22 protein-coding genes are annotated in these 23161 nt (G+C 50.0%); 8 read left to right on the forward strand and 14 right to left on the reverse strand.

Going from position 1 to position 23161, the window contains the following annotated elements; all coding sequences use genetic code 11:
* The first annotated feature begins 140 nt into the window (after positions 1 to 140).
* The 4 genes from MESINF_RS01990 to MESINF_RS02005 all read left to right on the forward strand — a co-directional run bounded on the left by MESINF_RS01990 (position 141) and on the right by MESINF_RS02005 (position 4225).
* Positions 141 to 941: a class I SAM-dependent methyltransferase gene (locus MESINF_RS01990; RefSeq protein WP_169698291.1), complete on the forward strand. Its 801-nt coding sequence runs from the start codon at positions 141 to 143 to the stop codon at positions 939 to 941.
* Positions 942 to 1201: 260 nt separating this feature from the next.
* Positions 1202 to 1636: a MarR family winged helix-turn-helix transcriptional regulator gene (locus MESINF_RS01995; protein ID WP_169698292.1), complete on the forward strand. Its 435-nt coding sequence runs from the start codon at positions 1202 to 1204 to the stop codon at positions 1634 to 1636.
* 22 nt (positions 1637 to 1658) lie between these two features.
* On the forward strand, positions 1659 to 2597 hold the full coding sequence (locus tag MESINF_RS02000) for an extracellular catalytic domain type 1 short-chain-length polyhydroxyalkanoate depolymerase (RefSeq protein WP_169698293.1): 939 nt from the start codon (positions 1659 to 1661) through the stop codon (positions 2595 to 2597).
* Positions 2598 to 3112: 515 nt separating this feature from the next.
* Positions 3113 to 4225 (forward strand): AAA family ATPase, encoded by a 1113-nt coding sequence (locus MESINF_RS02005; protein WP_169698294.1) that lies wholly within the window; start codon positions 3113 to 3115, stop codon positions 4223 to 4225.
* A gap of 127 nt (positions 4226 to 4352) precedes the next feature.
* Here MESINF_RS02005 and MESINF_RS02010 read toward each other — a convergent pair whose 3' ends face one another.
* The 9 genes from MESINF_RS02010 to MESINF_RS02050 form a co-directional block, all read right to left on the reverse strand.
* Positions 4353 to 5318, reverse strand: coding sequence for an ABC transporter ATP-binding protein (locus MESINF_RS02010; protein WP_169698295.1), 966 nt, complete (start codon positions 5316 to 5318; stop codon positions 4353 to 4355).
* Positions 5311 to 6303 carry an ABC transporter ATP-binding protein gene (locus MESINF_RS02015; protein ID WP_169698296.1) on the reverse strand — a complete coding sequence of 331 codons (993 nt, stop codon included), beginning with the start codon at positions 6301 to 6303 and terminating at the stop codon, positions 5311 to 5313. The genes MESINF_RS02010 and MESINF_RS02015 overlap by 8 nt, the downstream gene beginning before the upstream one ends.
* 4 nt (positions 6304 to 6307) lie before the next feature.
* Positions 6308 to 7180 carry a nickel transporter permease gene (gene nikC / locus MESINF_RS02020; protein ID WP_169698297.1) on the reverse strand — a complete coding sequence of 291 codons (873 nt, stop codon included), beginning with the start codon at positions 7178 to 7180 and terminating at the stop codon, positions 6308 to 6310.
* 5 nt (positions 7181 to 7185) lie between these two features.
* Entirely contained in the window at positions 7186 to 8196 is a 1011-nt protein-coding gene (locus tag MESINF_RS02025) for an ABC transporter permease (RefSeq protein WP_169698298.1), read from the reverse strand.
* Positions 8197 to 8270: 74 nt separating this feature from the next.
* Positions 8271 to 9842, reverse strand: a complete 1572-nt coding sequence (locus MESINF_RS02030) for an ABC transporter substrate-binding protein (RefSeq protein ID WP_169698299.1) — start codon at positions 9840 to 9842, stop codon at positions 8271 to 8273.
* A 52-nt stretch (positions 9843 to 9894) separates the two neighbouring features.
* Positions 9895 to 10929 (reverse strand): L-Ala-D/L-Glu epimerase, encoded by a 1035-nt coding sequence (locus tag MESINF_RS02035; protein WP_169698300.1) that lies wholly within the window; start codon positions 10927 to 10929, stop codon positions 9895 to 9897.
* 109 nt (positions 10930 to 11038) lie between these two features.
* Positions 11039 to 11767 (reverse strand): GntR family transcriptional regulator, encoded by a 729-nt coding sequence (locus MESINF_RS02040; protein ID WP_169698301.1) that lies wholly within the window; start codon positions 11765 to 11767, stop codon positions 11039 to 11041.
* 14 nt (positions 11768 to 11781) lie between these two features.
* Complete coding sequence (locus MESINF_RS02045) at positions 11782 to 12909, reverse strand: DUF1343 domain-containing protein (protein WP_231936933.1); 1128 nt, start codon at positions 12907 to 12909, stop codon at positions 11782 to 11784.
* Between the two features lie 148 nt (positions 12910 to 13057).
* Positions 13058 to 13900, reverse strand: a complete 843-nt coding sequence (locus tag MESINF_RS02050) for an MBL fold metallo-hydrolase (protein ID WP_169698303.1) — start codon at positions 13898 to 13900, stop codon at positions 13058 to 13060.
* Between the two features lie 302 nt (positions 13901 to 14202).
* On the opposite strand from MESINF_RS02050, the gene MESINF_RS02055 reads away from it, so the two are divergent.
* Together MESINF_RS02055 and MESINF_RS02060 are read left to right on the forward strand one after the other, a co-directional pair.
* Positions 14203 to 14634: a hypothetical protein gene (locus tag MESINF_RS02055; protein ID WP_169698304.1), complete on the forward strand. Its 432-nt coding sequence runs from the start codon at positions 14203 to 14205 to the stop codon at positions 14632 to 14634.
* Positions 14635 to 14691: 57 nt separating this feature from the next.
* Positions 14692 to 15018 carry an MASE3 domain-containing protein gene (locus MESINF_RS02060; RefSeq protein WP_169698305.1) on the forward strand — a complete coding sequence of 109 codons (327 nt, stop codon included), beginning with the start codon at positions 14692 to 14694 and terminating at the stop codon, positions 15016 to 15018.
* A 16-nt stretch (positions 15019 to 15034) separates the two neighbouring features.
* Here the strand turns inward: MESINF_RS02060 and MESINF_RS02065 are convergent, their stop codons facing one another.
* From MESINF_RS02065 to MESINF_RS02080, 4 genes are all read right to left on the reverse strand, one after another.
* The gene (locus tag MESINF_RS02065; RefSeq protein WP_169698306.1) at positions 15035 to 17533 is read right to left on the reverse strand and encodes an ABC transporter permease; all 2499 of its coding nucleotides are present in this window, start codon (positions 17531 to 17533) and stop codon (positions 15035 to 15037) included.
* Positions 17533 to 18255 (reverse strand): ABC transporter ATP-binding protein, encoded by a 723-nt coding sequence (locus tag MESINF_RS02070; protein ID WP_169698307.1) that lies wholly within the window; start codon positions 18253 to 18255, stop codon positions 17533 to 17535. Before MESINF_RS02070 ends, MESINF_RS02065 begins: the two co-directional genes overlap by 1 nt.
* A gap of 96 nt (positions 18256 to 18351) precedes the next feature.
* Entirely contained in the window at positions 18352 to 19608 is a 1257-nt protein-coding gene (locus MESINF_RS02075) for a sensor histidine kinase (protein ID WP_169698308.1), read from the reverse strand.
* Entirely contained in the window at positions 19609 to 20310 is a 702-nt protein-coding gene (locus tag MESINF_RS02080; protein ID WP_408631262.1) for a response regulator transcription factor, read from the reverse strand.
* A 291-nt stretch (positions 20311 to 20601) separates the two neighbouring features.
* Between MESINF_RS02080 and MESINF_RS02085 the strand changes: the two genes are divergently transcribed.
* Together MESINF_RS02085 and MESINF_RS02090 are read left to right on the forward strand one after the other, a co-directional pair.
* The gene (locus MESINF_RS02085) at positions 20602 to 21777 is read left to right on the forward strand and encodes a GNAT family N-acetyltransferase (protein WP_169698310.1); all 1176 of its coding nucleotides are present in this window, start codon (positions 20602 to 20604) and stop codon (positions 21775 to 21777) included.
* 102 nt (positions 21778 to 21879) lie between these two features.
* Positions 21880 to 22545 (forward strand): carboxylesterase family protein, encoded by a 666-nt coding sequence (locus MESINF_RS02090; protein ID WP_169698311.1) that lies wholly within the window; start codon positions 21880 to 21882, stop codon positions 22543 to 22545.
* Here MESINF_RS02090 and MESINF_RS02095 read toward each other — a convergent pair.
* The gene (locus MESINF_RS02095) at positions 22537 to 22884 is read right to left on the reverse strand and encodes a hypothetical protein (protein ID WP_169698312.1); all 348 of its coding nucleotides are present in this window, start codon (positions 22882 to 22884) and stop codon (positions 22537 to 22539) included. The two genes, MESINF_RS02090 and MESINF_RS02095, sit on opposite strands and share 9 nt — an antisense overlap.
* Positions 22885 to 23161: the final 277 nt, after the last annotated feature.

The raw sequence follows: 23161 nt of genomic DNA on the forward strand, positions 1-23161 counted from the left end.
GCGCGGCGTCGAAGAACCGCTCTTCCCGATCTTAGTGCTGAATAGCCTGTAAAAAGCTTATAATCACCTAGATACACCATTTAGCGGGTCAGGCAGATATGATAAACTTGTGGTTGAGGACAGATACAGGGGTGGTTTCTTTGCCTCTGAACTGGATAGATGTTCAGAACCTGGATTTTTATCATCTTTTGTTTCTGGAGAGACACCATTTGATGTGGTTCGCGAAAAGCCATTCGAAAGATAAGGTTCTGGCGATCGCCCTCAAAGCCCATCCGGAGGTCCTGTGGTATTTCAAGAGACTGCTTCCCGAAGCGGCCGAGGTTTTCGAGAATATGGCGGGTTCGGTGAGTCCCGACCTCTCGGGCGAGGAGATACGCCGGGCCGAGATCGAAGTGATGCGTTCGATAAACGACTGGATGGTCTATGTGGTCGATCCGGCTATCTACGACCGCCTGGAGTTCACCAGATGGGACGACAGTGAGCTGACCGACTTCGTAGATTTTTCCGGTAGGCGCGTCGTGGATATAGGCGCCGGTACGGGAAGGCTTTCCTTTGTGGCCGCCTCCAGGGGAGCTACCGTATACGCAGTCGAACCGGTCAGAACACTGAGAGACTATCTCAAGAGGAAGGCCGAAACGATTGGCTACAAAAGGTTCTATGTGGTTGACGGCTTGATTGAAGAAATACCCTTTGAAGATGATTTCGCCGATATAGTTATATCAGGCCATGTCTTCGGCGATTTTCCAGACCGTGAGTACGGCGAGATGGTCAGGGTGGTTAGGAACGGGGGCGATATCGTCCTCTTTCCGGGAAACAACGACACAGACAACGAGATTCATGACTTTCTAGCGGGAAAGGGTTTCGGCTGGGGAAGGTTCGAAGAACCGGGCACGGGTTTCGTTAGGAAGTACCGTCTGAAAGTCGAAAAGCGATCACTCTAGAGGGACAGCTCTTTTTTAATTCGAAGCGCATTAGTGGAGATGGGCTTGTTATTGTTTCAGGTTTATCTCATCAATTTTCTTTCGAGGTCGGAAAGTTCACCGGTAATATTTATTATGCTCTTTCAAAGAGTGAGATCACGCTCAACAAAGCTGGACGGCTCTTACCGCTCTCTCAAAAAGTCGTTGACTGGCCCGTTTCAGGAATGATATCATTGTTTTGTTAGTTAGGCATAAGTAATCAATCCGGGAGTTGCTCTATTGTGACCAGCGTGAAAGAAAAGCTTATAACTATCGTCGAAAGATTTTCCACGCTTATGGCCGAGCGCGAAGAAAGGGCGTTAAACAACGAAGGATCATCCAGGCTCACAGTACGGCAGATGTATTATCTGAACATCATTGCCAAGATGGATCGTCCCACTATCAGCCAGATGGCCGAACGTCTCAGCGTAACAAAGCCTACCGTGACGACCACGGTGAGGAAATTCATTGAGGAAGGCTACCTGAAAAGAATCCAATCCGAGGGAGACAGGAGAATTTTCTGGCTGGAGTTGACAAACAGGGGACGAAAGGTGATCCAGACTTACTACAAAATACACAAAGATTTTTCACACAAAATCTGCGAGGTTCTCGATACAAGGGAAGCGCAGGAGTTGATCAAAATCCTCGAAAAGATATTGAGGAAGATAGATTCGTAAACACTTTCAAACGAGGTACAAAATGCTTAAGACGTTAGTGATAGCAGCGACGCTGATTACAATGGGGTTCTATCTGGTCATAGCTTCGAAAAAGGGGGTTGACGAGACCTTCTGGTTGAACCACGACGGAATCGATAGAAAGACAATAGTTCACCTTCCCCCGAAAGTCGAAGACGACTCAAAACTGCCCCTGGTCTTCGTGTTTCACGGACTGTTAGGCAACGCCAACTACACCAAGAATACTTACGGAATAACCGAGATATCCGACAGAGAGGGTTTCATAGCGGCCTATCCCGAAGGTACCGGCCCGCTGAAAAGCGTTTTTCTGAGCTGGAACGGCGACTTTTGCTGTTCATACGCAAAGGAAAACGAAATAGACGACGCGCGATACATAGTCGAACTTTTGAAGGAACTCAAACGAAATTATCCAGTCGATGAGAACAGAGTGTATCTGGTGGGTCTGTCCAACGGAGGCATGTTGACCTATAAACTGGTGTCCGAGTACCCCGAGCTATTCGCGGCAGCGGCCATCGTTTCATCTTCGCCGGCAGGCGGAGCGAGCGAGGACGAAGTTTGCAGAATCGAGCCGCCGCCGAAACCGGTGCCGATGATCATCTTCCATGGGATGCTCGATCCGATAATACCTTATCATGGAGGTTACTCGTCCGCTTCGGAAGAGACTATCTTCTTTCCCTCCATACCGGAATCTATAGACCTGTGGATCGCCGGCATGAACGCCGTCGAACTGGAAGAGACGAGTCTGGAGGGCGGAAAAGTATTGCTAAAAAAGTACGGGAGACCGGGAGAGGACTTCGAGATCCACTTCTACACCATCGTGGATGGAGATCACACCTGGCCGGGAAGAGAGAAGGGGTTGGACGCCCTTCAAAGCAGCTCTAAATCGAGTGTCAAAGCGAGCGAACTCATATGGGATTTCTTTCGTGATCGCCGGCTGGAGTGATCGCTTTTCGACTTTCAGGTAGATAGCCGGATCGACCACATAGACCATCCAGTCGTTTATCGAACGCATCACTTCGATCTCGGCCCGGCGTATCTCCTCGCCCGAGAGGTCGGGACTCACCGAACCCGCCATATTCTCGAAAACCTCGGCCGCTTCGGGAAGCAGTCTCTTGAAATACCACAGGACCTCCGGATGGGTTTTGAGGGCGATCGCCAGAACCTTATCTTTCGAATGGCTTTTCGCGAACCACATCAAATGGTGTCTCTCCAGAAACAAAAGATGATAAAAATCCAGGTTCTGAACATCTATCCAGTTCAGAGACAAAGAAACCACCCCTGTATCTGTCCTCAACCACAAGTTTATCATATCTATCTGACACTACTAAATGGTGTTTCTGGCTACTTATAACCTTTATAGAAGCATCACGAGATGAGGAGAAATGTGTTATGATGTAGGTGGAGTTACTCCACCCGGGTGGAGTTACCACACCCGATTGTTCAAAGCGAGGCGAGCTTATGTTTTTCTCCATCAGCCCGAAGACAAAACGGAGCGAACTTTTTGACCGTGAAAGAGAAATGAATGAATTGAAAAGGGCCACAGATAATGATCGACTGATCGTGCTCGACGGCCTAAGACGCACTGGAAAAACTTCACTTCTAAAGGTCTTTTTGAATGATACCGAAAACTTCAAAGCCTTTATCGACTGCCGCCATTTCGTCAGAGGCAATGTTATCGATTCCGTTGAATTCAATAATGCCCTGATCGACTCTATCGAAAAGGAAACAAAGACTGGAAAGTTCAGGAAACTTCTGGAATCGATCTCTTCAATGACAATACGAGACGTGCAGTTGAGTTTCGAAAAGAGCCGTAGACAAAGGAACCTCGCTTCAGTGCTCAAGAAACTCGATACAACTCTAGAAAGAAAAAGCGTAAAATTTATCGTGGCGCTGGATGAAGCACAGAACCTGAGATTTTACGGCAAAGGCGGCAGGGATTTCCTCAACTTGCTCGCCTATACTTTCGATAATCTCAAGAACATTATCTTCATTCTTACAGGCTCGGAAGTGGGCTTGCTCTTTGACTTTCTCAAACTAGAAGACCCCGATGAACCCCTCTACGCACGCTACATCACTGAAATCACTCTTAAAAGGTTCTCTCGCGAAGAATCCATGCAATTCCTGATAGCCGGACTGGATGAGATCGGGGTCAACTTCAACAAAAGCGATCTTGAAAAAGTAATAACAACTCTCGATGGCGTAGTCGGCTACCTCGCAATTTTTGGATATGAAGTCTACAAGAACGGACCTGATTTCGAGACGGCTCTCGAAAGGGCCGGAGTTATGGCGAAAGGGCTGGTTAAAAAGGAAATCGACAGTTTGCTCGCCAGATCAATAAATTACGGCTATGCCCTGAAAGCGGTAGCGTTCGGTATGGAGAGGTATTCTCAAATAAAAAAATACATAGAAGCGAACTTCGGGCCTATTCACGACTCCACACTCAGCAATATTTTGAACGGACTCGTGAAGCAAAGTTTTCTGGAGATTTCCTTCTCAAAATCGATGAAGAGCTACTCTATACCCGATCCGATAACTAGCAGCTTCTGCGCTTCGATGAATCTGAAACAATAACAGGCCCATCTCCACTAATGCGCTTCGAATTAAAAAAGAGCTGTCCCTTGAGAGAGCCCGATTGGGGTCGGATAGAAAACGGCCGCTACCGGCGGCCGTGTAGGTTTATAACAAAAAGCCCGATTACTCAGAGAGGGTAATGACATCTCACGAAGTGTCCGGGTTTGTGCTCGCTCAGCTCGGGAGCCTGACTGGCGCATTTTTGATCGGCGTGGGGGCACCTGTTGTGAAACCTGCACCCGGAGGGCGGATTTATCGAGCTGGGGATCTCGCCTTTCAGCAACCTTTTTTCGCGTTGAAATTTTGGATCGGGTATCGGGTTGGAAGCCATCAGGAGATCGGTATAAGGATGCGATGGGTGGTTGAAAACGGTGTTTTTCTCGCCCATTTCGACGACTTCTCCCACATACATGACTGCTACCCTGTCGGCTATGTAATCGACCAGCGAGAGATTATGGGTTATGAACATATAAGTCAGGCCTTCCTGCGACCTTATGTCCTTCAACATCTTCAAAACCATCGCTTGCACGGAGACGTCCAGCGCCGAGGTGGGCTCATCCAGAACTATGAATTTCGGCTTCAGGACGATCGCCCTGGCGAAGGCTATTCGCTGGCGCTGTCCGCCGGAAAACTCGTGTGGATAGCGGAACATGTGTTCGTCTCTTAGGCCGACTTCCTTCAGCACGGCCGAGATCTTGTCCTTTATTTCGCTTTCCGTGATCTTGAAGTGTATCTTCATTCCCTCTCCTATGATGTTCTTTATGAGCTTTCTTGGATGCAAAGAATTGTATGGGTCCTGGAAGACTATCTGCATCTTTCTCCTTACATCCAGAAGATCCTTGCCCTTCAATTTGAGGATTTCCGAACCGTCGAAGAAGATTTTTCCCGAAGTCGGTTCTATAAGCCTCAAGACGCTTCTTGCAAGCGTGGTCTTTCCCGAGCCGGACTCGCCGACGACAGCGAATGTCGAGCCCCGGGGGATTTCCATCGTGACGTCATCCACGGCCCTCACAAAGAGTTTCTTCGAGAATATCGACTTTTTCACCGGGAAGTAGGTCTTCAGATTTTCTATCTTTATGAGAGTGTCAGGCATTTTCTTTCACCTCGCCTTTGTTGCCGTAGAGGTAACAGGCCACGAAATGTCCCGGTTCCACCTGAAGTAGTGGAGGTCTGTTTTCTTTGCAGATCTCCATAACGCGGGGACACCTTGGATGGAACCTGCAGCCGGAAGGCGGATCCACCAGATCGGGCACGGTCCCCTTTATCGCCTTGAGCTCGTCGGTTCTCCCCACTCTCGGCACCGCCAACAGTAGCCCCCCTGTGTAGGGATGGAGCGGCCTCTCGAAGAGCTCGAAAGTCGAGGCGTATTCGACGGAGTTGCCGGCGTACATAACCATGACTTTGTCGCAGAATTCTGCGACGACGCCCATGTCGTGGGTGATGAGCATCACGGCGTTTCCCATCTTCCTGGCCAGCTCGTCGAGGAGTTCCAGTATCTGCGCCTGTATCGTAACGTCCAGCGCCGAGGTTGGCTCGTCTGCAATGAGCAGCTTGGGATGAGTGGCCAGGCCCATTCCTATCATTACTCTCTGAGACATACCACCGCTCAGCTCGTGGGGATAGCTGTTCATTACCCTTTCAGGATCAAGGCCGACGAGTTTGAGTATCTCCCTGACTTCGGGATACGTTTTCTTTATGGGCATTTTCTTCGATTTCGCTATGGCCTCTCCGATCTGGTATCCAACTTTCATTACCGGGTTGAGCGACGATCTGGGTTCCTGGAAGATCATCGACATCTCTATGCCTCTCACACCGTTCATTTCTTCTTCGGAGAGTTCGAGGAGCGACTTGCCGTTGAAGATCACTTTGCCGGCCTGTATCTCGCCGGGCTGTTCGATCAACCTCATCACCGCCAGCGATGTGACGGACTTTCCGCAGCCGGTTTCGCCGACCACACCGAGACGTTCTCCGGAATCCATCCACAGCTCCACACCGTCGAGCGCCTTTATGACTCCCCTGTAAGTGTAGAAAGAGACTTTCAGTCCGGACACATCGAGCAGTTTACCTCTCAGTTCCATACGGTCACCTCCTCAACCTGGGATCCAGCATGTCTCTGATTCCGTCTCCCAGGAGGTTGAAACCGAGAACGACGAAGGCTATGAATATGCCCGGAAAGGTCGAGATCCACCACTGGTCGATCAAAAAGTTTCGGCCGTCGGAAACCATAGCTCCCCACTCCGGTGTGGGTGGCTGCACTCCCAGTCCCAAAAAACCCAGACTCGCGGCGGTAAGTATTATCGTTCCCATCCTGAGTGTCAGCTGAACGAGAACCGGCGAAATGCACATGGGAAGCACATGGAGGAACATTATGCGCAGGTTGCCCCCACCGGCGGCCTTTATAGCCTCGATGTACGGTTGCGACTTGACTTTTATCGCCTCGGCTCTCGACAGCCTCGCGTACGTGGTCCAGGAAACAATGGATATCGCTATGATCGTGTTGGTGAGGTTAGGCCCCAGCATGGCGGCGAAAGCCATTGCCAGCACGAGACTTGGGAAGGCCAGGAACATGTCGGTAATCCTCATGAGTACCTCGTCAACGATACCCCCGAAATATCCGGCCGTCACTCCGATGATTATACCGATCGAACCGCTTATTACCGAAACTAGAAATATGATCCAGAGAGCCGTCCTCGACCCTGAGATGACTCTGCTGAAAATGTCCCTCCCGAACTGATCCGTACCGAAGAGATGTTGCCAGCTTGGGGATTGGAGCTTTATCGAAAGGTTCTGTTCAATTGGATCGTACGGTGCTATTAGCGGGGCGAAGGCTGCAATCAGCAGGAATATCACTATTATTACCGACCCTATCATCGTCAGGCGGCTTCTTCTCCAGAGAAAAGCCGTGTGCTTCAGGTCGTCCATGAAGGGGCGGGATACTTTGGCTGTCTTTTCCATTCAGATCACATCCTCATCCTTGGATCGAGAAGAGCGTAAAGAATATCCACTATCAGGTTAGCCAGTGAATAGATGAATGCTATATACAGCGTTCCACCCATGACTGCTGGATAGTCTAGGAAGAGCATTCCGGTCGTTATGTATCTACCCAGCCCAGGCCAGGAGAAGACCGTTTCGGTCAAGACCGCTCCCTCCAGAAGGCCTCCGAAGACCAGCCCTATTATGGTTATGGTGGGTATCATGGAGTTTCTGAGGGCGTGGCGGTAGATAACGACGTTTCTATTCAAGCCTTTGGACTTGGCCGTCCTTATGAAATCCTGCTTCAGTACGTCCAGCATGCTCGCCCTGGTTATTCTCGCGATAGATGCCGTAGCGTTGTAGCCGAGGACGAAGGCGGGAAGGAGAATGTGGAGCAACGCTTCTTTGAAAGTGTCCCATTGACCGGCGAGGGCCGAGTCGAGAAGGTACATTCCGGTCACCCTGGGAGGCGGATATGTGAAGAAACCGAGTCGACCGCCCCCGGGAAGCCACCCAAGCTTGAAGTAGAAAACCAGCAACAGGAGCAGTCCTATCCAGAAGACCGGCATTGATACTCCGAGTATAGAGAAGATCCTCGAAAACTGATCTATCGCTTTGTTTCGATGAACGGCCGAAAGAACTCCCAGCGTTATTCCCAGAAAGATCGAGATTATTATCGCAACGATGGCGAGCTCCATCGTAGCTGGGAAATAGTTCATGATGTCTTTCATGACAGGGTTACTGGTTTTCAAAGACACTCCGAAGTTTCCCTGCAATGCACCGGCGATGAAATTTCCGAACCGTATGATCAGAGGTTGGTCGTATCCGAGTTTGGCCTTCAGTCTATCTACGGCTTCTGGAGGGGCGTTGCCACCGAGGATAGCTCCCACAGGATCGGCAGGTATTACATTGGCTATGAAGAAGACGATACAGGCAACCCCAAATAGAACTATGATCATCAAGAATAGTCTTCTCAGTAAGAATTGTCCGAAGTTCACAGAATTACCCCCAATAGAGATTTCAGATTTTTATGAAGGATAACGCCCCGCTCAGAGAGCGGGGCGGGGGATATTTACTTAGAAACCTTGGTGAAGTCGAACAGCATTCCGTAACCGAACGCCGCTTCTTCGAAATTCTTGACTTCCTTGCGGATACCCCAGAATTCGACTGTCTGGTAGAGCATGGCGAACGGCCCGTTGTGGAACCAGTATTCGGTCAGGTCCTTGTAAATCTGTTCACGCTTGTCCGGATTTGGCTCTATCTGACCCCACTCGCAAAGGGTGGCAGCATAGTCGTCGTACCAGGCGTTTCTCCAGGCAAGTTGATTGGCCCTGTAATTGGCGTGGGACATGGCCAGATTGTCCGGGTCGGGATAGTCGTTGCCCCAGCCGGCGATGATCATCTGGTGACCCTGCGCACGGTATTTAGCATACATCTGGGAAGATTGAACGATTACCAGATTCGCCTTAATGCCGACTTTGGCAAGATCGGCCTGGATTTTCTCGGCCTCGGCCTTTCTGGTATCGGTGTTGCTCGTGATCAGCTCGACTTCGAACCCATCGGGATATCCGGCTTCGGCAAGGAGTGCCTTGGCCTTTTCTATGTCCTGGTAGAAGGGATTCTTTTCGACATAGCCGAAATATCCCTTGTTTATGAAGCCCTGGACAAGAATCGCGTTATCGAGCATTATGTCCTTTACGATCTCCTCGTAGTTGATAGAGTACCTGACGGCCTCTCTTACCTTCGGGTCCTTGAGGGGTCCCCAGCTGGCGTTCATGGCCAGATACTCGTTCGAGTGACCCGGAACCTTGACCTCGACCACGTTGGGATTCTTCTTGGCCTCGGCGAGAAGCTGCGGTGTGAGATCCCAGGCTACATCGATGTCGCCTCTCTCCAGGAAGAGTCTCTGGTTGGAAGCCTCTGGTACGTCTCTTATCATTATTCTCTTTAGAGGCGGCTGGGGGCCGTAGTAATTGGGGTTGGCCTCGAGAAGAATAACGTTGTTTCTCTCCCACTGCACCAGAACGTATGGACCGGCGCCTGCGGAATGGTCGGCGAGCCAGGCCGTACCGAGATCGCCATTGACTTCATTGGCGAGAACCACTTTTTTGTTGACGATCCCGGTGAACATGTTCGAGAGTATGCCGAGGGTTATATTTTCGGCGTACGGAGCGTTCAGAGTTATCGCTATGGTGTTTTCGTCGATCTGCTTGATCTTCTCGTCAACGTTATCTTTGTTGATTCCGAAAATGTCTACGAGGAACCATGCCGAGACAGATTCGAGTAGTATGGGCCTCTTCAAAGAGAAGAGAACATCTTCGGCAGTGAGGGGATCACCGTTGGAAAACTTGACTCCTTGTCTTATGTGGAAGATGTAGGTGAGTCCATCTTCGGAGATTTCCCAGCTCTCGGCTATGTCCGGAACTGGGACTATCACGCCGTCGATGGCTTTGAGATTGACCAGTTGAGCGTAGCAGGCGGCGACGATCTTGTTGGGAAGTACCTCATAGGCGACTGCCGGATCCATGGTTATGAAGATACCGGTGTTGGCGCCTATCACCAGAGTATCTTTCGGTGTCGCGGCAAATCCAGTGACTGCAACAATGAGTACCGTTAAGAAAACTAGCATGAAGCTTCGCTTCATTCTTGCACCTCCTTTTTTCCCACGAAATAAGGGTGACAACATAAAAAGAATATTAAAATAAGATTGGGTATTGTCTATCTCTTTCCTGTCTGAAACCCACCGGCTCTACATTCTTCAGAAGCAGGTGAGAATCGAGATCGTGGTACATGAAGGCCCCCGTACCGGCCGCAAAGTGGACGCTCTGGGAGACGCCGATCCCCGATTCGCTCATGCAGCCTATCATCAGTCCGATTCCCGCACTGTTGCACATTTCCACTATCGCCAGGGCATCGGAGATACCCGATTTCATAAGTTTTATATTTACGAAATCCACCGCGCCTTCCTTTATTAGACGCATTACATCGAACTTCGTTCGCGCGCTTTCATCGGCGCCGACCGGGTACATCGAGCCCTGTCTGACGATTTTGAGTCCATCGAAGTCCTCGGCCGGTACTGGTTGTTCGAATATGCCGACCGGAACACTGTTCCTGTACATCGCGTCGATGAATCGCAGAGCTTCTTTCGGCGTGTAGCCGGTGTTGGCGTCTATTATGTATTTAACGCCCTTTATTTCGTCGTTGACCGCCAGTACCCTTGCGATATCACTCTGAAGGTCTTCTCCGACTTTCATCTTTATAACTTTGTGACCGGCGTTGAAGATCTCCCTGGCATCATTGACGGTCTCTTCCAGGCTCCCTATGCTGACAGTCTTGTCGGTTTCCACGAAATCTTTCATCCCTCCAAGTATCTGATAGACGGGCGTGGAAATCAGCCTGGAGAAAGCGTGGAGCGTTGCGAACTGAACCGCGGCCTTCAGACTCGGGGCGCTTCTCGAATAGGCGTCGAGCTTCTTGAACACCCTGCGGTAATCTCTCACATCCAGTCCCTTTATCGCCTCAAGCATCTCCGAACTGAGCTGGAAGATGCTTTCGTTGCTCTCTCCGTTAACTCTGAACGAAGAGGACGCCTCACCCAGACCGATCGTACCGTCGGCGAGAACAAGCTCGACTTCTATATTAACTTTCGAACTGGATACGTTGTTTGCGATGTGAAAAGGTTTTACGAAGTCCCATTTCCTTTCGGTGAAACGAAGATCGCTTATTTTCATTTGCTCCTCCCGATTAAAGAAAGACTTTGACGAAAAACTATAACTATGATACTCCATAGACGGCACAGTCAAAACAGTAGAGAATTAATCTTATAATACCATCGCTTTTTTATATTCGTCTTACGATCTTGAACTTGCTCTTATCGGCCCTATAAAGAGAAACGACAAATTCCACGCAGACATCGCTTTTGGTGTAGGTGAAGCGCTTTCTCAGGATCGCGCAGTCGTTCACTTCCTGCTTGAGGAAGCGAGCCTCGTCTTTCTTCAACCTCGCAAGTTCCATCTCTTCCTCCGCGTAGGAGATGTTTATTTCGAATTCATTTCTGAGTATATCGTAGAGCGATTCCTTCTCCATATCGCGCTGGACGATGTTCAGCAGTCTTATATCGGCACCGACGTTCAGATAGGCTTCCTCGATCGCGTACGGCTCCTCTTCGAGAAACCTGACCCTCTTCAAATAAACCACGAGAGCTTCGGCCGGGATTTTGAAAAACTCCACAGCATCGACCGGAACTTTTACAAGACGGTTTTCGAGCACCATCGACCTGGTTTCGCACCCCCTTTTCTTGGCCTCATCGGTGAAACCGGTCAACGTCGCGAGTTGCTCCTCTCTCTTGGAGCCTGTGACAAAGGTCCCTTTGCCTTTGAGCCTCTCGATGAATCCCTCCCTTCTCAACTCGTCCATGGCTCTCCTGACCGTGAGACGGCTGAGCCCGTGTTTCTGGCAGAGCTCCTTCTCGGTGGGAAGTTTGTCACCCTTCTTGTACTTTCCCGACTGGAGGCCTTCCTTCAATTCGACGTACAGTTTGTAATAAAGTGGAACAGGCGTTTCCCCCATGATTTTCCCTCTCGTCATCTGTAGAAAAGTCTCCCTGGATGAATCAGACAGTCCTGCGCGAATTCGATGAATTCTTCTCCCGAACTTTTCCATTGATCGGGCTTGAGAGATCCCGACCTTATTTTCCTCGCGCTTTCTTTCACTCCCATGAGATCGTCGAGTCGATCGGAAATCTCGAACTTTTCATATTTTAGCAAATACTCCATGATACTTAACGTCAACAGGAAAAAATTGTCGCTTTTCGACGGGAAGAATTCGATACCGTCGCAGCTCGCATTGGCATATTTGCGGTAAAAGGGCATGAACTCCCTCCTTCTGACCTTCACGGACGGGAAGTCTTCCTTTATTTTCTCAGCCATGTCGAAACCGTCGATCCAGGGCGCTCCTATAACGAGGAATGGTTTGAAAGTTCCCCGACCTTCCGAGACGTTGGTTCCTTCGAAGAAGCAGGTGCCTGCGTATCCGAGAAGAGAGTCGAAGGTCGGTATATTTGGCGAGGGAACGTTCCACACGAGCGAGGTCTCATCGAAAGTCTCGCCCTTCCAGCCTTCTGCCGGTACCACACGAAGATCCAGGTCGAGCCTATTCAGCTTTTTTAAGTATATGGCCAGCTCTCCAGAAGTGAGCCCGTACTGAAGCGGCAAGCGGTAACCGCCAACGAAAGTTTGAAGATCGTTATCTATTCTTGAGCCGAAAACGCCCCTGCCCAGAGGGTTGACCCGGTCTAGCACCATGTACCGCTTCCCGCTTTCAGCGGCCGATTCCATCGTGAAGGCAAGAGTATAGATGAAAGTGTAATAACGGAGACCGACGTCCTGGATATCGTAAACGAGTATGTCCAGGCCGTCGAGATCCTCGGCCCGCGGTTTGCGCTTGCTGCCGTAGAGACTCACCACCGGCACGTTGTACCTTGGATGGATACTATCATCGTACACGACCCCGTCGGCTATTCCACCCAACCCGTGTTCGGGAGTGAAGATCTTACGTACCTTCAACCCACTTTTGAACATCATATCTATACCGCAGCGAAGAGAGTTGTCGATGAACGAGTAGTTAGTTACTAGACCTATCGACATATCTTTCAGGTCGGCGAAATCGCGTCTCGAAAGTACATCTATGCCCTGTAATACCAAGAAGCTCACCTCCAAACGAAATATCTCAAGTACAATAATGCCATATTGTCATGCCATTTAGTATCTTTCTATCGTCTCCTAATTATTAATCCAGTTAAAAAGGCCGATCTCTTCATCGGCCTTTTTTCTGTCTTACGGGTGGCAGTATCGGGCTTTTTTATTTATCGCTTTCATAGATTTCCTCGGGGACAATACTTCCCAGGAGCGTATCGCTAAGTTGGGCGAACGGACCGTCGTATTTGGGAGGGGCGATTTGATCCTGTGGATAAATGTACGGCTGCGGATACCAGGCGTAGTCCGAAACCACGGCTCTGCGAAGAATTATATCGTTCTTTGATACATCTATCACGAGCAGGTCGGTGGCAATTGCGACGGGTCCTTCATACAACAAACGAATGTTTTCAATCGCAGGGCCGACGGTATCTTCGTTGGCCTGAAAGTGCGTGGTTACACCGAGCCTCGGGTTAGTTTGACTGAGTATATAGCCGAAGGCTTTCTGCGAGGTGTGTGAATTCCTTTGCACGGCCAATGCGAATCCCACGGCTCTTTCCCAGCCGGGGTCGCCCGGATTCAATCCCGAGTTCTTACTGGCCCACACTTCGGGTGGCACAACCATCTCATGGATCAGAACATCGACACCCTTCGCCTGTTCGATCATATAGTAATTGGGTATCGTGTCGCCAGAGAAGATCATCGAAAGACCGTTCCATTCGAGTTTATAGCTTATGCTTCCGTTTCTGTCGTGAACGGCGGGAAAATGTGTGATTTTCACGCCGTTCTCCTCGTAAGCAACTCCGCCAACCGTCATATACTGTAGTTCCTTAGCTATTATGTCGTAACCGTCGCGGCCGTCCTTAAGCCCGGTGCTCAAAAAACTGAAGGCTTCCACGTGCCATTTCATAAGTTTTTTTAGATTTTCGGCGAACGCCAGTTCAAAAGCACTGATCAACTGCCCTGGAGAACCACTATAGGTGGCATGTCCAAGAGCACAGGAAGCCATCGCCACGATCACTCATAAAACCAAAGATCTCATAATTTTTCCCCGAATCGATCCTGCCATCACCCATCCTCCTTCACATGCTGATCATACTGACTCGAGTCTTTCGTAACTCCACGGAACTGTCAGTAAACACGATAGATACAAATACTCAGATGCGAGTGAATTGAACTAATGGAATATATAACAGTCGTATGTTCGATGTCTCCGAAAACCGACTGTGAAATTTCGATCACTGTTTTGCACTAGCGGGAGTATAATACTACTCAGCGCGTGTGACAGGATACAAACCGGGGGTGATCGGGATGCAGTTACCGCTCTTCATAACGGTGAATCTGATCAACGTATTCACCCTTTTGATGTTTCTGTCGAGGGTGAAATGGCCAAAAGTTGAGATCCTCTTCGGGACGGCGACGATCATCCTGGCTATTCCAGCGGCGATTATCGGCGTCCTCAATCTTTCTGGATCGTCAAATTTCTTTCTCTGGTTCCCCGCTATCCTTTATGCCCTTTGGGCTATGTTCGCGCTGGTTGTGGATTATCTTTTGAAGATAGAATTCAGGAATCCGGCTAAGCCATCCATACTGGTACCTTTCCTGATTCTTTTCTACTTTTCCATCAGTGGAATGGCCGCAGGATTTTACAGGATAAATCTGTACCTGTGGCTCGTTTCGGGAGCAACCTCCCTCCTCAACCTTTACGGAGCTTACTACGCCGGCAAACATGGCAAAGGTTGACCTACTCATTGCGCTCCTTATAAAAATTACCATCTGACGGCACTTTTCTTCACCACCTTGGCCGAACTGCTTTTCACAAATTACATAGACCCTTACGGTTTTACGAATACACTGGGGCACATTTTCAGACTCATCTCCTACTTCGTGATACTTGAAGGGATAGTCGTGCGATCCTTCACCGAGCCTCTGTATACGCTCTATAAAAACATGAATACTACGGTGGAGGAACTCACCAGCATCATGAGTGAAACCACTGAGATCAAGAATCCTTACGCCGCCGGTCGCCAGAAAAGGGTAGCGGCTCTCTCGGAAGAGACCGCCAAAAAGATGCACCTTACAAGACGCAGTATAAAAGAGCCGGAAATGCTAATAAATCTTTTTTAGTCGAAAGTGCGCTAATTTATTCTATCGCTCTTATCGATTCTGTTATGCTGAGAGAGGTCACCTTTCTGGACGAGGCAAGCGTCGTCAATACTCCGGCTGCAAGCGTTCCGACAACTGCCAGAACAATCCCGACCCAGGGTATCGACCAGTTCAGATGGCCGATCTCTGTTTTCAGGAGCGAGTACACTGCGTAAGAGAGAATCACTCCGAGAACGACAGACAAGATGGCGCTTATGAGCCCGAAGATCAACCCTTCGTATGTCAGCATCGCCTTGAGCTGTTTTCCGGTCATACCGACCGCCCTGAGTATTCCGAACTCTCTCCGGCGCAATATGATCGTTGTGTTTATGGTGTTGGTTATGCCGCAGATGCCTATGAAGCCGACTATTGCGATCAATCCATAGACCAGCGTCGAAAGAGTCCTGATAGCGTTTTCCGTCTCTTTCCTGTACTGGCTGTAGGACAGGAAGGTCGAGTTTCTGTACCTTTTAGCGGTCTCCTCCACCACCGGCTCGATGGTTTCAGGATTAGCTCCCCTGCGCAGATATATGTCCACATAAGAGTAATGATCTATGTAGTCCATCATCGTTAGGTGGACGTCGTTGCCTTCAGGCCTCAACCTGTCGATTATCTCTTCGCTGCACGCCAGAAGGATTCCGCCCTCAACCGTGAAGGCTACAGAAGGCAGCTCCTGAACCACCGCGCCGACGATGAACTCGCTGTTTACAGGCAGCTGGACCATCGATTTTGTGAGGTAATAAGTCCTGAGCAACACTCTATCCCCTGCCTTTATATTGTGCCTGTTGCTGTTCTCGACATCTATGACAACCAGAGGTTCGGAAGTCATCCGTGCGAGATCAATCAATCCTGAGATCACTTTCGATTTCATCAGTTCTATCCCCGCCCTATTGTAAGCGAGAAGGGCCATGTACTTTCCAGACTGATCGACCATGGTGACTCGCATTCCAGCCTGAGGATCAGGAACGGTCACGTAGGTCTTGCTTTCCATCTCAGGGTCCTCGTATTCGCTGAGCAGCCGTCCGGTAAGGAACTTCGCCGCGGCTACCGTCTCGACACCTTCTATTGACTGCAGATCTTCGATCGTTTTTCCGTTGGGGCCACCATCGTACATGCCCGTGACGCGTATCGAGAAGTCTGACTTCACAACGCCCCGGGCCAGTCTCTCGGTGTCGAAGTTCCCCGCAAAATACGAGAAAGCTATAAAGAGAGTCGCGGCGATCGTCATCGAGACAACGGAGATGGCCGTGGTACGGAGGTTTCTTATCATGTTCCTCTTTGCCAGTTTCAGGGAGATCTTTTCTCCGTACGCGGACTCACCTGCAGCGAACTTTCTGATTTTGCATCCAGTCGACTCGACTCCGTACTGTCTCATAGCCTCGACGGGAGATATTTTGCCGGCGCGAAACGCGGGAATCAGCGATGAAAAAACCACAGACAGAAATCCCAGAACAGCTCCGACCACAAGCGAGAGCGGAGTGATCGAAACCGCGAAGCCATCGAGGCCAGTCAGCCGAAAGCCGGCATACAGAGCCACGGCGAAGGAAAGCAGGACGCCTGCTGCCAGACCAATCGGGATGCCGAAAACGCTTACGAGTATCGACTCTCGAAGGACGACTTTTCGTATCTGGGCAGCAGTCGCACCGGCAGCCCTGAGAAGCCCAAATTCGCGGATTCTCTCCAGCACCGATATGTGAACCGTGTTGTAAATGGAGACCATCGAAGCGACGGCAACGAGAAGCCCAAGAACTACCGCGGGCCAGTTAACAGGAGAGAGAGTCTCGAGGTGATAGATCAGAGAGCCGTTGTATCTGACCCTGTCCTTTAGTTCGAGGTCGGAAGCCACTTTCTGGGCCGCGATTCTTAGCGTCTTGTTTTCCGCGTCGACAGTGAAATAGACATTCTTCACCACTTCAGATTTCGAAGCTATCGTGGAAAACTCCTGAGCCGAGACGCTCACGAAAGCCCTCGACAGGGAGCTCTCCTGTATTGCCGTCGAAATGATCCCGACGACTTCAAAAATCCTTTCATTGCCGTTTATGTTCAGTGATACTCTCTGACCTGTTTTTGAAGAGATTCCCAGAAGCTGGGCTGCAAATGTGTCGATGGCGATCTCACCCAACTTCTCAGGTAGCCGGCCGTTAGTTACTCTCTTTCCCCTCAGGCGCAGGGTAAGCCCGTCGGCCTCTTCGATCAGCAGCGAAGCCTTTTCTTCGGGAAAGTCTATGAAACCGGCTATCTTCTGGATTCCAACGTCTTCGGTAAGCACATGGGCGCTCATATCCAGGATCTCGGAGTCGGTTGCCTTCTCAACTTTGCCGTGGTATGCGCCTACAGAGTCCTCGAGGGCACGGATTTCGGAAGATTCTATACTTTTGAAGGTTATCATGATAGCCGTTATGAAAGCGACTGCCAGCGCCACTCCGAGAAGGGTGTAGAAAGTTCTTCTGAGTCTTCTGGAGAGGTACTTTCCACTCAATTCGGTGTAGCGTTTCATCACTTCTTCCCTCCAAGAGCGGAGGAGAATACGCTTCCCACATCTCTGTTGGAGTAATCGGCCACTATCTCTCCGTCTTCCAGGGCGACTATTCTATCGGCCCTCTCGGCGATGTCCTCCTCATGGGTCACTATCACCAGCGTCTGATGAAACTTCCTCGCACTGATCTTCAACAGGTCCATCACCTCCTGGCTCGTTTTGCTGTCGAGATTGCCGGTAGGCTCGTCTGCGAAGACGATCGCGGGTTTGGTAATAAGAGCGCGGGCTATCGCCACTCTCTGCTGCTGACCGCCTGACAGAGCCGAAGGCAGGTGGTCCGTCCTGTCCTCGAGTTTCATCAGTCCGAGAAGTTCGTTGAGGTAGGGTTGATCGACCTTCCTTTCATCGAGTATGAGAGGAAGCTCGATATTCTCTCTTGCGGTCAGGACGGGGACGAGGTTGAAGAACTGGAAGACAAAGCCGATCCGTCTCCTTCTAAAGATAGATAACTGTGTGTCCGACATCCCGTACAGGTTCTTCCCGTCTATATGCACGCTACCGGCCGTGGGACGGTCTAGCCCCGCGAGAAGATGAAGAAGCGTGCTCTTTCCCGAGCCGCTGGGACCTACGATGGCGACGAACTCGCCCTCCTCTATGGAGAAGTCGGCCCCTTTCAATGCGGTTACGGCGCTGGCGTTCGATCCATACACTTTTCTCAATCCCGTTGCTCTTAGTACTTCCATGGTATGCCTCCTTAATTGTTGCTTCCACTGAGAATATAAGGAGTCTGTCTTATGACCGGATGAAGAAGAAGCTTAAGGAATCGCAAGATCGAGAACTCATCCTTTCTCTCTTATCGGTAGTTCTATCGCAAAGATCGATCCCTTTTCGTTTGATGATTTGAGCTTTATATCGCCGTCGTGTCTCTCGATAATTGCCTTCGCAAGAGCGAGGCCAAGGCCTGTACCCTTTCTCGATCCGACAGCCGGACCACCCCGGTAGAAACTCTGAAAGATTTTAGGTGCATCCCCTGCGGCAATCCCGGGACCTTCGTCCGTGACTGTAAGACAGACGTAGGCCTCGCTCCTGGATATGTCTATCGACACCGTGCCTCCGTCGGGGGAGTAGTTGACAGCGTTCCTGACGAGATTGTCCAGGGCCTGTGAAAGCCACCTCTCATCGCAGAAGACCATGGCTGTAGATTCGGCCCCGACGGAGATCTTCAGGCCTCTGCTTTTGGCTATCTCCGAGTATCTTCTCGCCACATCCTTTGCCAGTTCTGCCAGATCGGCCTTCTTGAAGCTGAACCTTATCGCTCCCGATTCAATCCTCGCGATATTCAGAACGTCGCCGATCAACCATTCCATTCTCTCGATATCTTCTCCGCTTCTCTCGAGGAACTCGTCCATCCGTTCTCTTTCCATTTCCCTTCCTTCGATAAGCAGCTCGTTCATCGTTTTCAGAGAGGCCAGCGGAGTCTTGAGTTCGTGTGATATAAAGGAGATGAAGCCACGCATTTTGTCACGTTCAAAATTAACGCTTTCCATAGTCTTCTCGAGCCTTCTGGTGAGCGCGTAGAGCTGCGCCGAGAGGATTGCGGCGTCGCCTTCTCCATCGTAGATCGATTCACTGTCGTACCTGCCGCTCATCAGGGCGTCCAGTCTCAGAGATGTTTCTTTGAGAAAGTCCGATTGCTTCTTTGCGACAAGAATCAATAGCGAAAACCAGAAAATTACCAGCGTTATGGTGGAGAGTGAAGTTATGATGATGACCTTCGATCGAAAGGCTCCGTCGGAGAACTCGAAACTATCGGGCGGTTCTTCGGTGTAGCCGAAAGGTTTTAATAACTCCAGCGCCGCTTCGTAGTCTTCCGATCCTTCTTCAGAGAGTATCTTCGGAACGTCCCCGTGCGTAATAACGCCCAGCGAAACCATCCTCCCGATCATCGATACTTCCCGCTCGTAAAGATGGCGTCTGTGATCTTCCAGAGAAAGACAAAGAGTAACTATCGCGATCAGCACTATCGATAGTGAGAGAGCGATGCCGGTCAGGGCAATCACTCTGTTTTGCCTTTCTCTGAACAGGGATCTGAACATCTACTTCTCTCCGTTCCATCTGTAACCGACACCCCTCAGTGTTTCGATCAGCTTTGGCTTTGAGGGATCTTCTTCGACTTTCTCCCTGAGTTTCCTTATATGAACCGACAGTGTGTTGTCTTCGATGAATTCTCCGTCGATACTCCAGACCTTCTCGAGAAGCTGATCTCTAGTCAGAACCGTGCCGCTGTTTTCAATCAGGCTTCGAAGTATTCTGAACTCGGTGGGGGTGAGGAAGATCTCCTTGCCGGACCTATAGACCCTGATCTTTGCCGTGTCGAGCTTCACAGGACCGGACTCAAGCAGATCGCTTCCCTCGTCGGAGTGAGTTTTCTTGATTCTCCTGGCGTTGGCCTTGATTCTGGAGATTAGCTCTCTGAGCCTGAAAGGCTTTGTCACGTAGTCGTCTCCACCGCTTTCCAGACCCATGACCACATTCACTTCCTCGTCCCTGGCGGTCAGGAAGATCACCGGCATGTCCGACAGCTCGCGGATCTTCCTGCACAGTTCGAAACCATTTCCGTCAGGGAGCATGATGTCTAGCAGCGCAAGATCGAAATGTCCGTTTTCCATCAATTCCAGGGCTCTTGAGACGTTTCCGGCTACGGTTGCGGACCATCCTTCCTGCTCTAGAGCGTAGCGTATGCCGTTTGAAAGGTTTTCGTCGTCCTCGACGAGTAGTATGCTCAACAAACGTGTCACCTCCAGATGGCTATGGCTGGCCTTTGTAGACCTGATGATTCTATTATATATGTTTAAATTCTACAACATGGACAGAATCGTCATAGTCGGCGAGCCGCAAGAGTGCAAAAACTCCTGTTAGATGGAATTGATTGATATCACAAATATCATTTCCCGTGGCAAGCTCCCGCTAGTAACCGTCCTTGCTTGTTCGCATCGCGAACCGGCAATATTCTTGCGCGGCTGTCCATCATGATACAATGTTCTCCGTGAAACATATGCAACAAATCGATAACTGGGGGGTGAGATAAAGTGATTTTCAAAGAAATTACCGATTACAGGGAATTGATCGAGATATCGGCTCTGGCCTTTTCCTTCGAGAAGATAGATCAAAACGAACTTGAAGAACTCTATGAGCAGCTGGTCGAAGGGGGTCGCCTGTTTTATGGAACCTACGACGGAGAGACTCTGGTGGCCGGATGTGTTGTTTATCCCTACAGAATGCGATTGAGGGAAAGCGTAGTTACGATGGGCGGCATCGCTCTCGTCTGTTCTAGGCAGGACTACAGGGGCAAAGGTGGCGTCAGGCTGCTTCTGTCTGGCACTCTGGAGTCCATGAGAAATCTCGGTTATCCTGTATCAGTTCTTTATCCCTTCCAGAGAGGCTTCTACAGGAAATACGGCTGGGAAGTCTTCGACAGGTGGCAGTTGATCAAATTCTCGCCTTCCAGCATAAGGGATTTCGATTCGGGCGACATCGAAGCCCGGGATATGGCCTTCCCCGATGAAGAATCGATGGAGTTTTACCGGCGCTACGCTTCCTCCAAATACAATTGTGTCTTGAGGAGCGAAGCCGACTGGCGGGACAGACTATCGCCAGTATGGTCTTCCCAGGTCGCCAAAAGAGTGGTCAGATTCACCAGAAAAAGTGAAGTCGTTGGGTTGATGGATTACTCGATCAACCAGGACCGTAAAGAAGGAGGTTACTTTCATTCCATACTTACCTTCGCGTGTGAGGAGGAGAAAGTCAGACAGGCCATGTTCTCGTATATAAAGAGCCTTTCCCATCAGGTCAACAGGGTTCATCTGTTCGGGCCTATGAATTGCGAGATTTGGCCGTACCTTTACGACAAACCCGACGAATGCCAGTTGAGAGAGGGGTCGATGATAAGAATAGTGGATATCATGAAACTCGACGGCTTGAAGATCGACAGCCCGGACGTCAAGATCGCACTCAAGATAGAAGACGCACAGTGTCCGTGGAATGCTGGGGGCTTCATGCTGAAGATAGGGAATGGGGTGCTGAATCTGACCAGAATCCCAGAAGAAGAGGCGCGGCTTGAAGCGGGGATCGGAGCTATTTCGACTGTCATCGGCGGAAGAGAGTCGTTGAGGAGAATGGTGGAAATGAAGCTGATTAAGCCCCTTAGCGGTTATAACGGAGAGGACATAAAAAGATGCGATGTCTTCATGAACGAGCCTTTTTGAAAAAATGAAAGCTAAGCATGACTTGCGAGAGTATATGATTTTATCGGCTCACCGGGAGTATTGTGTTATCCTCTAAATTAAGACCCAAAAGGAGGTGGAAGAATGGAGCTTCATCCTTCAAGAGTGGTTTTCAACTTGAAGAGATCGCTGGAATACTATCTATCGCTACCCTTGCAATACGATCAAATAGAGGACAGCTGGCCACTCATAATGTTTCTCCACGGGGCCGGCGAGAGGGGAAACGATCTGTCGCTTGTGAAGAAACACGGCATTCCCAGAGTTGTGAACGAGATGGAGGACTTTCCATTCGTGACGGTGTCGCCGCAATGCCCGGAGAACGACTGGTGGTTGAACAGACTCGAAGACCTGAAGTACTTGATAGACACTATAGTCGAACAATACAGGATCGATGAGTCCAGGATCTATCTCACGGGCCTTTCGATGGGCGGATTCGGCACATGGCATATGGCGGTGGAATACCCGGAGACCTTCGCGGCGATCGCTCCGATTTGCGGGGGAGGGTTGGGCATACTGGGTTTCCCCGAACGTGTAGTTGAGATAAAACACATACCGGTCTGGGTCTTTCACGGCGAAAAGGACAATATCGTGCCGGTAGAGGAGAGCAGGGTGCTGGTGCGGGAGCTGAAATCGGCAGGTGGCAACGTCCAGCTGAAAATATATCCGGAAGCCGGACACGACGCCTGGACTGAAACGTATTCAAACCCTGAACTCTACGAATGGTTCATGAACAACAGAAGATCAGCTTGATTTAATCTTTATTGGAACGATAATCGACCGGTCGAAAGAAGAAGCCGAAGCTTTAAGGCGTCTCGATCTGAGGCCTGCATAAGAGCTTCTAATATTCTGGAGAGCCTTTCTGTATATGAAGAACGAGAACAGCCAAATGGCGCCAATCAGAGCCCATATCGCGATCAGCAGTGGAAGCAACCAGCCGAACCCTTCGAGTCTTTTGCTTGCATTCATAAAACCGAAAATCCCGTATATAGAGACCGGCGTAACCACGGCCAGCAAGACCGAAGCCCTTATGAAATTGTTCCTTATCCGGTTTATTTTAGGTCTTCCATCTCGCCTAAGGGCAAAACTCATAGAACCTCACCTCCGTACATCTTTCAAATTACACAACAATTATACACGCTTCACTTTGTCCGGTTTTACCAAAGAAGATATCTTTGTATAAAGATATGAACAACTTTCAGACAGCCTGAAGAGAACACTTGTTCAAAAGAGACCACAGATCTGGGCTGTGAATAAAAACCGCTAACGGTGATGGAGGTCAGAGATGACGGATAAAAGGTTAGAAAGGCAAGGTCTTGGTACACTCTCACCTCTGTCCTCTGACCTCAGGTTCCCAAAGACAGATTCG

The sequence above is a fragment of the Mesotoga infera genome (assembly GCF_900157305.1).
Lineage (GTDB): Bacteria > Thermotogota > Thermotogae > Petrotogales > Kosmotogaceae > Mesotoga > Mesotoga infera.